This is a genomic window from Pseudomonas sp. HPB0071 (genome assembly GCF_000478505.2).
Lineage (GTDB): Bacteria > Pseudomonadota > Gammaproteobacteria > Pseudomonadales > Pseudomonadaceae > Chryseomonas > Chryseomonas luteola.
In genome coordinates, this window is record NZ_KI517367.1 from 1,749,444 (window position 1) to 1,763,336 (window position 13,893).

At 55.4% G+C, this 13,893-nt stretch carries 12 protein-coding genes and 1 pseudogene; 10 read left to right on the top strand and 3 right to left on the bottom strand.

The window, feature by feature from the left end:
• Positions 1–85: 85 nt before the first annotated feature.
• On the bottom strand, positions 86–1,378 hold the full coding sequence (locus HMPREF1487_RS08330) for a sensor domain-containing diguanylate cyclase (RefSeq protein ID WP_051370177.1): 1,293 nt from the start codon (positions 1,376–1,378) through the stop codon (positions 86–88).
• 248 nt (positions 1,379–1,626) lie between these two features.
• Between HMPREF1487_RS08330 and HMPREF1487_RS08335 the strand changes: the two genes are divergently transcribed.
• Genes HMPREF1487_RS08335 through HMPREF1487_RS26735 form a run of 3 tightly spaced genes read left to right on the top strand, consistent with a single transcriptional unit; the run spans position 1,627 to position 3,417 of the window.
• Positions 1,627–2,373, top strand: coding sequence for a 2OG-Fe dioxygenase family protein (locus HMPREF1487_RS08335; protein ID WP_010796192.1), 747 nt, complete (start codon positions 1,627–1,629; stop codon positions 2,371–2,373).
• Between the two features lie 43 nt (positions 2,374–2,416).
• A complete protein-coding gene (locus HMPREF1487_RS08340) occupies positions 2,417–3,121 on the top strand; it encodes an AzlC family ABC transporter permease (RefSeq protein ID WP_010796193.1) in 705 nt (234 codons plus the stop codon).
• Positions 3,100–3,417 (top strand): AzlD domain-containing protein, encoded by a 318-nt coding sequence (locus HMPREF1487_RS26735; RefSeq protein ID WP_010796194.1) that lies wholly within the window; start codon positions 3,100–3,102, stop codon positions 3,415–3,417. The genes HMPREF1487_RS08340 and HMPREF1487_RS26735 overlap by 22 nt, the downstream gene beginning before the upstream one ends.
• Here the strand turns inward: HMPREF1487_RS26735 and HMPREF1487_RS08345 are convergent.
• Together HMPREF1487_RS08345 and HMPREF1487_RS08350 are read right to left on the bottom strand one after the other, a co-directional pair.
• Complete coding sequence (locus HMPREF1487_RS08345) at positions 3,334–4,257, bottom strand: LysR family transcriptional regulator (protein ID WP_010796195.1); 924 nt, start codon at positions 4,255–4,257, stop codon at positions 3,334–3,336. The two genes, HMPREF1487_RS26735 and HMPREF1487_RS08345, sit on opposite strands and share 84 nt — an antisense overlap.
• Before the next feature lie 218 nt (positions 4,258–4,475).
• Entirely contained in the window at positions 4,476–5,573 is a 1,098-nt protein-coding gene (locus HMPREF1487_RS08350) for an FAD-binding oxidoreductase (protein WP_010796196.1), read from the bottom strand.
• 318 nt (positions 5,574–5,891) lie between these two features.
• On the opposite strand from HMPREF1487_RS08350, the gene gbcA reads away from it, so the two are divergent.
• The 7 genes and pseudogenes from gbcA to HMPREF1487_RS08380 all read left to right on the top strand — a co-directional run bounded on the left by gbcA (position 5,892) and on the right by HMPREF1487_RS08380 (position 13,085).
• Positions 5,892–7,190 carry a glycine-betaine demethylase subunit GbcA gene (gbcA, locus tag HMPREF1487_RS08355; protein ID WP_010796197.1) on the top strand — a complete coding sequence of 433 codons (1,299 nt, stop codon included), beginning with the start codon at positions 5,892–5,894 and terminating at the stop codon, positions 7,188–7,190.
• A 213-nt stretch (positions 7,191–7,403) separates the two neighbouring features.
• Entirely contained in the window at positions 7,404–7,979 is a 576-nt protein-coding gene (locus HMPREF1487_RS08360; RefSeq protein WP_010796198.1) for a DcrB/PsbP domain-containing protein, read from the top strand.
• Between the two features lie 165 nt (positions 7,980–8,144).
• Positions 8,145–8,912 (top strand): annotated as a pseudogene (locus HMPREF1487_RS28340) (MCP four helix bundle domain-containing protein); the annotation flags it as partial.
• A gap of 78 nt (positions 8,913–8,990) precedes the next feature.
• Positions 8,991–9,767 (top strand): methyl-accepting chemotaxis protein, encoded by a 777-nt coding sequence (locus HMPREF1487_RS28345; protein WP_371106375.1) that lies wholly within the window; start codon positions 8,991–8,993, stop codon positions 9,765–9,767.
• Positions 9,768–10,293: 526 nt separating this feature from the next.
• On the top strand, positions 10,294–11,913 hold the full coding sequence (locus HMPREF1487_RS08370) for a methyl-accepting chemotaxis protein (protein WP_010796200.1): 1,620 nt from the start codon (positions 10,294–10,296) through the stop codon (positions 11,911–11,913).
• A 108-nt stretch (positions 11,914–12,021) separates the two neighbouring features.
• The gene (locus HMPREF1487_RS08375; protein WP_010796201.1) at positions 12,022–12,669 is read left to right on the top strand and encodes an HAD-IA family hydrolase; all 648 of its coding nucleotides are present in this window, start codon (positions 12,022–12,024) and stop codon (positions 12,667–12,669) included.
• Positions 12,666–13,085: a DUF2141 domain-containing protein gene (locus HMPREF1487_RS08380; RefSeq protein ID WP_010796202.1), complete on the top strand. Its 420-nt coding sequence runs from the start codon at positions 12,666–12,668 to the stop codon at positions 13,083–13,085. Before HMPREF1487_RS08375 ends, HMPREF1487_RS08380 begins: the two co-directional genes overlap by 4 nt.
• The last annotated feature ends 808 nt before the right edge of the window (positions 13,086–13,893 follow it).

Consider the following 13,893-nt stretch of genomic DNA (forward strand, 5'->3'; position numbering starts at 1 on the left):
AGACAATGCCTGCCCTCCTGCGTTACCCTCTTTTTAATACCCCGCCCCGTCTGCCAAACCTGGCGCCTGTCTATTCGCTTTGCCTTTACCCGGTGTAGACCATGACACAGGCTCGCCCCGCCCGCTTGGCCTCATACAGGGCTTCGTCAGCATGACGCAGCAGGGTGTGCACAGACAGACCGGCGTCAGGGTAAAGCGCCACACCAATGGACGAAGTGGTCTTGAGCTCTCCACACGGCAGCGTCCATGGCGCTTGCAAGGCCAGACACAACCGCTCGGCAATGGTGACCGCCTGGGCCTCGTTCACCTGAGCCAGTACGATCACGAACTCGTCACCGCCAATACGGGCATACAGGTCGTTGGCACGCAGGTTCTGCTTGAGCCTGCTGGCAAATTCAATCAGCAGCTCGTCCCCCACATCGTGCCCTCTCTCGTCATTGATGGGCTTGAAACGATCAAGATCCAGGTACAGGACGGCAAAACTTGAACCGGTCGACGCCTGATCGATCATGAGCTGGATCTGGTCCATGAGGAAGCGTCTGTTGGGCGCGCCCGTCAGAGGGTCGTGGTAGGCCAGCGTTTGAAGATGCTGATCGTAGGCTTTACGTGCTGAGATATCACGGCAGGCAAAAACGACATTGTCCAGAACGCCCTCATTCATATAGGTACTGGAGAGATGCGTTTCGAACCATATGTAGTGTCCCTGAACGTGACGGCAACGACATTCGACCGTCGTATGCGAGGCGGTACCCTCCAGTAGCATTCGAAACGCACTGCGCAAGGGATCGATATCGTCCGGGTGGATCAGTTCGAACATGTCACGTCCTAGATAGGCAACTGCCCGATGCCCCAGGACATGCTCAAAGGAAGGCGAAACATATTCGATGCCTACTTCCGGCTTGAACACACCAATGATGTCGAGCATGTTGTCGGCAATCAGCCGATAACGCTGCTCGCTGGCTTCGAGCGCCTGCTCTGCCAGACGCCGCTCGGTAATATTGCGGCTGACGATCACAAGCTGGTGGCGATTACCCGCTTCATCGAAACTGGGTGTCTTGATCACTTCCCACGTGTTGAGATGGCCGTCCAGCCCCATGAAGGATTTCTGGATACGCAGCGCCGACCCTTTTTGCCAGGCCTGCTCGTCGGTCTGCACGTTGTAGACAAAAGCCTCATGGAACTCCGGTCGAATCAGCGCCAGCTCCATGTCGGTCTTGCCCACATAGTCAACGCCTTGCAGGCGATAGGTGTCGATCACGATCCTGTTGGTAATCAGCCATCGTCCCTGCCCATCCTTGAGAACAATGAACTCCTGTATGGCATCGATAAGGCCACGGAGCTGAGATTCGCTATCGAGCATGAAAGCAGAAGTGGTCATGGCAGAAGTCTGGTAACTGGGGTGCCTCCAGGTAGGACGCATCTTGTACACCCTGTATCGGCGCAGCCTGCAACAAATTGACATGACCATCCGATCGCCCGATGAATGACCATCGGACCGTGGGCACCTCATGCAGGCAGCAGGCCCTCAGCCAATCTCAACTTTTCGTTGAGATGCTTTAAATTATTTCTCATAGAGCAAATCTGCCCAGCGCTTAGAGTGGATCGTTCAATGGAGCGGAGACGATCATGATTGTTCTCAACAAGGCGGTTGGTGACGCCCTGCGTCAAAACAAGTTTGCCAATGTGAAAGGCGCAGACTTCAGCCTGACGGGCAACTTTGACGAATTCGTCCGGCTGACTCATAGCTGGGAAGCCATGGAGCGCGACAGTTATTATGGCCAAGCCGAGTCAGGCGCACGGTTCAGACGCTACAGCGATTTCGAGTACCACCCCGTCAATCAGGAGCTGCGCCAGCTCGAACATCGCCCCTATGTACAATCCTTGGCTAACAATCGCTATGTAGGCGGCATGGAGCGGCACTTCCAGGATTTCTCCGATGAAGTGATCGCCTCCCCTGTTCTTCGCAGCCTGATCGCCCTGGATTTCGAGGTGTACAAAAGCGTATTGCCAGCGCACCTGCATAACGACATGTGGCAGTGCCAGATTCATCAAATTCGGATCGAGATCAACCCCGGCCAGCAGGTCGAAATCACGCCTGAGGGAATTCACTGCGACGGCTACCCCTTCAGCGCAATGCATTTCTGGGGTCGGCATAACATTGCTGGTGCCGAAAGTCGGTTATATAACGTACAGGAGGAGCTGCTCGCCGCGCTGACTTACGAGCACATCCTGGACACGACGTTTTTCCTGGACCGGGAGATGCGTCATTACGTGACGCCTGCGTCCACGAAGGACCCAAAGCGCCCGGCATTCCGTCAGATCATCGCCATCTCTTTCTCTAAACCTGGGACGGCCCATGACATTGTGCGGTAAACCTATGAACGGTCCGATTTCAGCCCGGCAATGAGAGAATGGTGTGAATACGCGTGTTTTAACCCGGAAAGCTCCTGAGCTACGCACCTTCAGCGAGGCCAGTCCGGTCGTCGCTGGCTATTTTACGGTCTCGTTCGTTTTCGGCCTGATGGCCGTGAGTGCAGGCTATCCGCTCTGGTTACCGGTCGCCATGTGCTTGTTCGTCTATGCCGGTGCCTCGCAGTTCGCCGCTCTGGCACTGATGACGGCGAACGCCTCGATCGTCACTATCGTGATGACCACCTTTCTGATCAACGCCCGTCACATGCTGATGTCGATGTACATGTCCAGAGCCCTGCGCACGACAGGCCTGAGCCGTCTGGAACGGTGGGTGTATGCGGCGGAGCTGACGGACGAGTCCTTTGCCTTTCACAGCAGCAAGTTGCAGAAAGGCGTTGCGGTCAATGCCCGTTACCTGATCTCGTTCAACCTCTTCTGTCACAGTGCCTGGGTGCTGGGCGCGCTGCTGGGTGCTCTCAGCTCGACCTACACTGCCCACCTGATCCAGTACAAGCTCGACTATGCCTTGACCGCCATGATGCTGTACGTGCTGGTCTCGCTTTGTGATTCCAAGGGCAAGCTGGTAGCTGCTCTAGCGGCGGTGGCCTGCATGGGTGTGCTGAACCTGCTGTTCGAGTCCGCCCTGAATGTCTTTATCGCCACGTTCTTTGGCTGCTGGATAGGCGTATGTCTCAAGAAACGTTCCTGATCCTGATAATCGTCCTGATGACCGTGGTGACACTGCTACCACGGGTGCTACCGATGCAGCTCAGTACCGAGCGCTGGCCAGGATTCCTCACGCGAACGCTGGAGTTTCTGCCCGTCTGCATCGTTGCGGCCATTACCCTCACACCACTGGTGGTGACGGAAAAGCATGTGAGCCTCATGCGGCCCGAATTCGCTGCTGCCATACCGACGCTGTTATGCGCTTATTTCAGTAAGAACCTGCTCCTCAGTGTGGCGGTAGGCCTGTTGTCGTATATTGCGCTGGGGCGAGTGCTGTAAGGGACGGGTCAGCTGCTCCAGGGCACGAATAGGCAAGTCGACATTGTTGACGACCAGGCGTACCGGCAGCGAATCCTCAAACCCCGGTACGATGGACAATCCATGCTTGCAAGCCGCCGCCCGTGAAACGACGCCCAAGCCATCGAGTTGTTTGATCAGCGAGACGGTCAGGGTTTCGCTACCCGAATAGATCATGCGATGCCCCCATTGGCTCACCGTCTGACCACTGTCTAGAAACCGCTCGAAACTGGTGGAATAAGGGCAGTCGCTGGTCGGCCTAACAAGCAGCTTGTCACTCAGGTCGCTGTACGCCTCTGCATCGGCACCGTGGTAAGCACCTACGACATCAATATGAAGATCAGCCAGCTCAAGGCTGGCCAGATCGGCTTGCGGTGGTCCGATCAGTACCGCAAGGTCGATATTATCGTTACGCAGCTTGCTGAGGTTCTCGATGGACTCGGCAAAGCTGAACTCCAGGTGATAATCGCTGAAGACCTGCATCATCCGCTTGACGATGCACTGGTTGATATCGGCCGGTAGCGTGCTGTTCAGTGCGGCCCGCAGCAGCCGTGGCGTGGCTTGGCTCAACTCGGCAGCCTTGCTGTCCAGTTGCCGGGCGGACTCCACCACCTTCTCGATATAAGGCATGAGCGCGTGACCACGCTCGGTCAGGTGCAATCCCTTGTTGGATCGCTTGAAAATCCTGAACCCGAACTGGTCTTCCGCCTTGTTCAATTGCGCCGCCAGGGCCTGCACGGTCAGGCAGGCCTCATCTGACGCGGCAGACAGAGAGCCTGTACGCGCCACCCGCGTCAGGTTGCGCAGCGTTCTGACATCCATTTTGACGCCCTCGATCAGAAAGGAGCGATGCTGTAGCGATCTGATCACACAATGCTGCGATCTTCTACCTTACCTTAGCAGCTGTCTCAGTGCCTGGCGGTATTAGAGCAGGAATAACCCCTATGAAGAATAGGGGCATTGTGCCGCTGCGGTAATATCAGACGGGAAAAGGAAACGGTGACGGACACGCCCAAACAGGCATGTCCGCTGTAGAGTATTTAGAAATCGATTTCAACGTCCCCTTGCGGAACGCTGCAGCAGGACAGGATGTAACCTTCGGCCTCGTCCTCTTCGGTAATGCCGCCGTTGTGCTCCATGACAACCGAACCACGGGTCTTGAGCACCTTGCAGGTGCCGCAGATGCCCATGCCGCATGCCTTTGGAATATGCAGGCCCAGCTTGGCAGCCGCTCCGTGCACAGTCTCACCTGGTCCAACACGTACACTCATGCCGCTGCCCGCAAATAACACCTCGCACTGATCCGCCAGCGGAACCGGCGGTGTGTCGGCCGCAAGACCGGCCTGTTCGAGAACTTCTTCCTTGACATCCGCAGGCGTCGCGCCAAAGGACTCCTCGTGATAACGGGCCATATCGTAGCCCAGCTCGCGCAGCATGGTTTTCACAGCATTCATATAAGGTGTCGGGCCACAGCAGAACACCTCGCGATCACGAAAATCCGGCGCCATTAATTCCAGCATGCGCCGATCAAAGAAACCGCGATATCCCGCCCAGGCCTCCCCAAGATCACTCCGCTCGCACACAAGATGCAGCGAGAAATTAGAGACCCGCGAGGCCATGTGCTCCAGCTCGCGGTGATAGATGATGTCCTTTGGCGTGCGGGCACTGTGTACAAACACCATGTCCACGTTAGCGTTCGTGTCGAAAAACCAGCGGGCCATGGACATCACCGGTGTGATACCTACGCCACCGGAGAGCAGCAGGACCTTGTCGGACGGGTAGTCAATGGCGTTGAACAGCCCCACCGGCCCATGCACCGCAAGCTCCTGCCCTTCACGCAGGTTGTCATGCAGCCAGTTCGATACCTTGCCACCCGGGACACGCTTGACCGTGATCGAGAAGCTGTAGGGCACGGAGGGCGAGCTGGAGATTGTGTATGAACGCATCACCTGCTGCCCCTCGATCTCAAGCTCCAGCGTCACGAACTGACCGGGCTTGAAAAAGTACATCAGGGGTACGTCCGCCATGAAGCAGAAGGTTCGTACATCCCAGGTTTCCTGAATCGCCTTGACGCAACGTACCGCATGGCGACCATTGGCCCAGGTCTGCGTAGTAACCGGATTCAGAAAGCTGTTCATGCACGTGCCCTCACGCGTTGAGACCCGCCGCATCTTCAGGCGGTGATGGGGCGATTGTGGAGAGGCCCTTTCGTCGGCATTTACCTGCCAACGACATCGGCATGCTTAGAGCGACCAGCCCAGCGTCCACGGGACTTGCCGCGTCGGGAAATGATTCGACCATGTCGCGCGTGGATAAGGCCCCATCCAGACGCAGCCCCACACTGATTTCACCAACCACACGGGCAGCCTTGAACAAGCTGTCCAAACGCCTTGCATCACAACCCTATCAGCCACTTTTTCACCGGCGCACCTGTATGCCGCCGCATGAGGATACCGATGGACGTCACCTACCCTTTGAGTCTGGGCGATCCGCTGGAATCGGCCCGCAAGGCCACCGCAGAGATGCTGCGTACCCGTGAGCGAACTTACTCGATGCCACAGCCGTTCTATAACGATGAGCGTCTGTTCCAGATCGACATGCAGGAGATCTTTGGCAAGGAGTGGCTGATTGCCGGAATGACGAGTGAAATCCCTGCCAAAGGCAATTTTCTCACGCTGCAGATTGGCGATAACCCCGTCATGGTGGTGCGTGGTGCTGAAGGCAAGGTACACGCTTTTCATAACGTGTGTCGGCACCGCGGTTCTCGCCTGTGCGTCAGCGAGAAAGGCAAGGTGGCCAAGCTGGTCTGCCCCTATCATCAATGGACCTACGAGCTGGACGGCCGCCTGCTGTTTGCCGGTACCGAAATGGGCGCTGACTTCAACATGGCGGACTTCAACCTGAAGCCGGTGCATGTGAAAACGGCGGGCGGATACATCTTTATCTGCCTGGCCGACGAGCCTCCCGCTATCGATGACTTCCTGCGTACGCTCGACCATTACATGGAGCCGTACGACATGGAAAACACCAAGGTCGTAGCCCGTACGGACCTGATGGAAGCCGCCAACTGGAAGCTGGTGCTTGAAAACAACCGCGAGTGCTACCACTGCAACGGCTCACACCCAGAGCTGCTCAAGACACTCCTGGAATGGGACGATGTAACCGATCCACGTGCCAACCAGGCCTTCAAGGATCACGTTGCCGAAAGCGCTGCCGCCTGGGAGGCCGAGCAGATCCCGTATGCCCACGCCAGCTTTGGCCTGCGTAACCGCATTGTGCGCATGCCGCTACTCAAGGGCACGGCTTCCATGACGCTGGATGGCAAGCCCGGCTGCAAGAAGCTGATGGGGCGTATCAAGAACCCGGAGTTGGGCTCCATGCGCATCCTGCACCTACCGCACTCCTGGAACCACGCCATGGGGGATCACCTGATTGTGTTCACTGTCTGGCCAATCAGCGCCCAACAGACCGTGGTTACCACCAAGTGGCTGGTGCACAAGGATGCAGTAGAGGGCGTCGATTATGAGGTAGAAAATCTGCGCAAGGTTTGGGATGCCACTAACCAGCAGGACCGAATGCTTGCCGAGGAAAATCAGCGCGGCATCAACTCCAAGGCCTACCAGCCCGGCCCGTATTCACAGACCTATGAATTTGGCGTCATTAATTTCATTGACTGGTACAGCGAACGCCTACTGGCCAACCTGGGCGAGGAGCAGCCCGCACCGCACCTGCGTCAAGTGGGTGCCGATGGCTGATTAACTACTTTGTTTTAAGAACCCCGCTTCGGCGGGGTTTCTTTTGTTCAGTCAAAAACCGTTGCATTTTCAACTGCCAAGCACTGCACGCTTCAGGAAAGCGCAGCGCAATGCAGGCTTGTCGCTATGAAATAATCCGGCCAGTCGTTGGGCCCTGGCTGCCAAGCCTTTCGGCACCCAAAGGACTCAACGCAATCCATTCAAGGATCTGACATGAACAACAATAGCCTGAAAATGGCCCTGGCTTCGGCTGCCCTTGTATTCGGCCTTGTCACTCTACCGGTCCAGGCTGCCAGCAAGGCCGAAACCACCCAGACAGCCAATAGCCGCCCCATCTCCCTGCTGAACCATCAGCTAGTGCTGGCATTACCCGAGGGGTTCGATGTCAGTCCCCTGCCGCCCGGCACAACTGCCGAAGACCCATCAGCACGCGGCAAACTGTATATCAACAAGGCCAGCCAACAGTTGATCGTTACCTCTGAAACGCCGGTGCCAGAAGATAAAAGCGCCAGCAACCGAGTCGTGCTTGCCAAGGCCAAAGCCGCATTCTATGCACGGCAAAAACTGAGCGGCAGCAAATTCAAAGTGCTCAAGGAAAAGACCCTAAAGCGCGACGGCCTGACCCTTCAGCAACTGGAAACCACGTCAGTCATGAACGGCACGCCCATGCGCAGCACCGCCTTTATTGCCGAGGCAGATGCGCGGGTTGCGGTTGTACAGCTGCTGTCCGACCGAAAGGACGAAGCCGCTCACAAGGCCCTGGTACAACACGTCCTGGGCGAGCACTGATTCTGTCTCAGCTATCTTCGGCGGCCCTGGTCTTTTCCTGTCAGGCTGCAAGCGTTTAGCCTTTTGCTGATGGCTACCCTTAAGCATTCCCGATCGCGTCCGATATGCAGGCATCCCTTACAGAGCGAAGGATCGCCTGCCCTTATTTTTCTAACAGGACCGATCATGTTCAGACATTTGAAGATCTCTTACCGGACCCTCTTGAGCTTTGGAGCAGTAGCCGTGCTACTGATCATCCTTGGCATTTCCAACCTGATACAAATGGCTGAGATCCGCCACGCGGGACAAGTCATCGAAAACAATTCCATGCCGAGCCTTGCAACGGCCGATGAGATTGCGTTGAACATCACTCGCCTTCGGGTCGAAGTATTGCGTCTGGTAGCGAACCCGGATAAAGCCGTTCAAGCCAAGAGTAACCAGACCATCGCCACGCTGAGCGAGAAGATCAAGGATTCATTCCAGAAGTACGAAACCCTCCTGTCCAGTGACCAGGAGCGCAAGGCAGTCAATACGCTTAAAACGACGTTTCAGGAGTACATGAATATCCTGGCAACTGTTCAGATGTTCGTAGCCAAGGAAGACGTACCCTCAGCCAACAAGTTGATCAATACTGAACTGGCACCCCGTGGCATCATCGTTAACGACCAGAATTTGCTGCTGCAAAAGATCAATCAAGAATCGGCTACCATAGCCGGTCAGGCTGCAGCTGAAAGCTATCAGCAGGCCCAAATGATCGTTGTTGTTATTATCGTACTGGGAGTAATCGTCACGATTGTTCTGGCACTGTTGCTAACTGCCAGCATCGTCAAGCCGATTGGTCAGGCAGTTACTGTTGCCAAGCAGATCGCGGGTGGCGATCTTAGTCAGGATGTAAAAGCCGAAGGCAAGGACGAAGCTGCCGAATTATTGCAAGCACTGGGGAGCATGCAAGTCAGTCTTCGCCAGACCATCGGCCAGATCAGCGACTCGGCTACTCAGCTATCGTCCTCTGCCGATGAGATGAGTGCAGTCATGGAAGAGTCTACCCGTGGTCTTCAGCGCCAGAACGATGAGATCGAGCAGGCGGCTACCGCTGTGAACGAAATGACGTCTGCTGTAGAAGGCGTTGCCAGTAACGCGGTCAGCACCTCTGAAGCATCACAGGCGTCCAGTCATTCGGCTCAACAGGGCCGTGCACAACTAAGCGACGCCATTGCCTCCATTGAAGCACTGACCAGCGATGTCTTGGGCGCTTCTCAAAGTGCCGAGGAACTTGCCGAGCAGGCCCTTAATATCAGCAAGGTCCTGGATGTGATCCGCACCGTGGCTGAGCAGACCAACCTGCTGGCGCTCAACGCCGCTATTGAAGCCGCCCGTGCAGGTGATGCTGGCCGTGGCTTTGCCGTCGTGGCCGATGAAGTCCGTGCCCTGGCACACCGTACCGGGGAATCGACCCGTGAAATCGAATCCATGATCGGTAGCATCCAGCAGGGGACCGGCCAAACCGTACAAGCGCTTCAGAGCAGCGCCGAGCGTGCACGTAGCACGCTGGAAAAAGCCAACGCGGCCGGCGAAGCCCTGTCGACCATCACGTCGAATGTGGCCGACATCAACGACCGTAACCTGCTGATTGCCAGCGCCTCCGAGCAGCAGGCTCAGGTCGCCCGTGAAGTGGATCGCAGCCTGGTCAGCATCCGTGACTTGTCGGTACAAACGGCAGCCGGGGCACAGCAGACCAGCGTCGCCACCCAGGAGCTTTCTCGCCTGGCGGTAGACCTCAGTGGTCTGGTACGTCGCTTCTCGCTGTAACCCTACAAGGTGCCGGGTACCTCCGGCACCTTCTTCAAACATATTCAGCAAAGCGAGATAGTGCTCTTGCCCGTCTGGCTTGTTGTAAATGGCCAAAGCACTGCGTTCGAAATTGGGCTGGGAAAGACGCTATGTTTGATAACTGCTTGCGTTAATAGCCTTTTGTGTACGCAACCACTGTGCCTGATAGGGGGCTCTGCACGACCATAGAACGCCGCCGCCGGAACTCGCAACGCAATAGACAGTTTGACTGTCTGACTAAATATTCTGAAGTCATCTGTAAAACGCCCATATCGTTATATGAAAGTTGCTGTCAGGAAAATTATGGGCCTCAGTCGTTCACGTCTTATCGGTTTTGAAGGCTCGGCCAAGAGCAGGTGAACCGATTCATCTTTTGTTGCAACTTAATGTCGACCATCGATCATCTAAACCTCCAGAAATAACAGAACGCTCCGATATTTCGTCATAACCCTTTATCCCACTGCCTGGGTGCATAGCTAGTTTGTGCCTGTCAGGAGAGCTTGTTATGAGAAATCTAAAAATCGCCCATCGGACGTTGCTCTGCTTTGGTGTCATCGCGGCGCTCCTGCTGGCATTGGGTACGTTCAATTTGACCCAACTATCCAAGATTCGCGAAGCGGGGAGCGAAATCGAGCAGAGTTGGCTACCCGGCTTGGCGAGTGTCGATAAGATAGCCATCAATATCGGCACCATTCGCCTTGAAGCCCTGCGGCTCGTTACCGATGACGATCCGGCCATCTTAAAAACATCAAACGTTCTGATCGAAAAACTGGCTACCGATGTGCAAGCTCAGTTAGCCGCCTATGAAAAAACCATTTTCCTTGAAGAAGACCGGCAGTTGTTCAATGAGGTCCAGGTTCACTACAGGGACTACATGACGGGTGTTGCCACTATTCAAAGGCTGGTTGCACAACAGCAAATTGAGCAGGCGCGTCAATTTGTGGCGGATAACATGATAACGACGGGTCGTAACCTCGCCGGAAGCCTATTAAAAGCGCAGCAATATAATCTCGACGAAGCAGATAAATCCGGCACTGTGGCTAGCACTCTGTATGGGCATGTACAGTGGGTATCAGTTCTCGTGATTCTGTCAGCGCTTGTCATTACAGGTGTGTTGGCCTGGATCATGATTAGCAGCATCGTTGCGCCTATTCGCCAAGCCGTCCAGGTTGCCAAGCACATCGCTGGGGGCGACTTGAGCCAAGCCATTACGGTAAAAGGTCAGGATGAAGCGGCTGAACTGCTTGGCGCCCTTTCTACCATGCAGGGCAATTTGCGCTCCACGATTGGTCAAATCAATGATTCTGCCCATCAGCTTTCCAGTGCTTCGGAAGAAATGAATGCGGTCATGAGCGAAAGCACTCGCGGCTTGCAGCGCCAGAACGATGAGATCGAGCAAGCCGCCACCGCTGTGAACGAGATGACCGCTGCGGTAGAAGATGTTGCTGGCAATGCCGTTTCGACGTCAGAAGCTTCCCGAGCTGCCAGCCAGTCTGCTGCACAAGGCCGTACTCAACTGACCGAGGCTATCAATTCTATCCAAGCCCTGACCACCGATGTCCTGGGTGCCTCCCAGAGTGCCGAGGAGCTTGCCGAGCAGGCCCTTAATATCAGCAAGGTCCTGGATGTGATCCGCGCTGTGGCTGAGCAGACCAACCTGCTGGCGCTCAACGCCGCTATTGAAGCCGCCCGTGCAGGTGATGCTGGCCGTGGCTTTGCCGTCGTGGCCGATGAAGTCCGTGCCCTGGCACACCGTACCGGGGAATCGACCCGTGAAATCGAATCCATGATCGGTAGCATCCAGCAGGGGACCGGCCAAACCGTACAAGCGCTTCAGAGCAGCGCCGAGCGTGCACGTAGCACGCTGGAAAAAGCCAACGCGGCCGGCGAAGCCCTGTCGACCATCACGTCGAATGTGGCCGACATCAACGACCGTAACCTGCTGATTGCCAGCGCCTCCGAGCAGCAGGCTCAGGTCGCCCGTGAAGTGGACCGCAGCCTGGTCAGCATTCGTGACTTGTCGGTACAAACGGCAGCCGGTGCACAGCAGACCAGCGTTGCCATCCAGGAGCTTGCCCGCCTTGCCGTAGACCTCAACGGCCTGGTGCGTCGCTTCTCGCTGTAACCCTGATACAACCGGTGCCATCACACTTGGCACCGGTTGTATTTGTCGCAGGCGTCCGCCCCGGCTACTCTCTCTCTTCTCTTCCTATCACGGCCAGCCGCCCTGCCCATGCGCTACCAACTCGTCATTTTCGACTTTGATGGCACCCTGGCCGACAGTTTTCCATTCTTTCTCGAGTCGCTCGACACACTGGCTCAGGCACATCGCTTCAACCGGTACGACCCAGCCGACTTTGATCGCATCCGCAGCTACGATACCCGCCAGCTGCTGCGTTACTTTGATATTCCACTGTGGAAAATCCCACGTGTCGCGCACCACTTTCAACGCCTGATGGCGCACGGCGGCCATACCATACACCCTTTCGAGGGCGTACCCGCCATGCTGGAGACCCTGCATCAGGCCGGAATACAGTTGGCGCTGGTCACGTCCAATTCACTTGAAAATGTCGAGTGCATTCTTGGCCAGTCGGCTCGCTATCTGGACCATGTCGAGTGTAACGCGCCCCTGCTCGGTAAAAGCTCACGCCTTAAACAGGTAGTCGCCCATTGTAATGTCTCGCCCGATGCCACGATCTGCATTGGCGATGAATTGCGGGATATTCAGGCGGCACGCAAGACAGGTATTGCCTGCGGTGCGGTCAGCTGGGGGTATGCCAGCCCAGAGGCATTACGCAGAGCCGGGCCCGACTATCTTTTCGAACGCCTCGACGCTATCACTTACACCCTTGTTTCTCACCCTACAACGGAGCTTGCATGAAGCGCTTGCCCCTCTGCGTTTTCGGCCTTATCTGGACACTGGGCCATGCCCATGCTGCTGATCTCAACGTGACCTTTACCGATATCGAGGAGGCCAAAGGTGAATTGCTGGTAGCCGTATTCGCTTCGGCCGACGCGTGGGATAACGACAAACCGTTGGAGGCATCCGCCCATATCCCAGTTACAGGGACCACGGTGCAGCATACCTTCAAGAACCTGAAGCCCGGCACCTATGCGGTATCGGTCATTCGAGATGCCAACGGCAATCAGAAGCTCGATACGAACTTTATCGGGATGCCAACTGAGCAGTATGGCTACAGCCAGAACCCTCCACTGAAGATGCGTAAGGCCACGTTTGAGGAAACACGCTTCGAGCTCAACGACTCTATTCAGGCCATTACCATCAAGCTTCGCTGACTAACAAAACTGCTCAAAAAACGATCAATCCTCTGGAGGCCTTGTATGTCGTGGCCTCCAGGCAATCATGAACACTGTATCCACAAGCGAAACCACAGTAATAGTGAGTAGAAAAATCGATCTTGAATTGATTGATCAATAAATGAGCAACTGTCTGGACCCTGCATGGCATAAGGCTTGGCGGCATTAACGAACATGCTGTCCACAGCCAGACGCACAGTAATTGTGGGAAAGCGGCTGGCATGGCTTGAACGAGCAAGTCCTTTGGATGGCTCTGCCTGAATAAAAGGCTAAACCGTCTCATAACTGGCCTGTAATGGCTTAATAATGGCCTTTGTGGATGACAGAGTTTTTTCATCCAAGTCATTGACAGATGAGTTAACCAACCCTCAGCAACAGCTTATCCACAGCTCTTCCCACGGTTCATTCACCTTTTCAGGGCATTTTTAGCTTTATATCGGGTGGATAACTCAATGAAGCGCATGCTCTTCATACAGTGCTGAAATAGAGGGCTCATTAGCTTTGTCAACACTGATCAACAATACAGTAGTTGCCTCTATCCCTTTAAAATCAAGGCTTACAGCCTCTTCCAAACATATTACTCACAAACTTATCCACAAGTTGTTGTGATTACAGGAAAAGCCGCACCTGTTGTTTTGATCAAAAAGTGATCACCTTAGTTAAAGCCGCATGGTTACTAGGGTCGAATAATTATCCAACAGATTATCCACAGGCTCGTGCACACAATTTGTGGGCTTGAAGGGATAAAAAGACAGGCACCCAAAAGCCTCCAGCAAGCCGGAAGCCG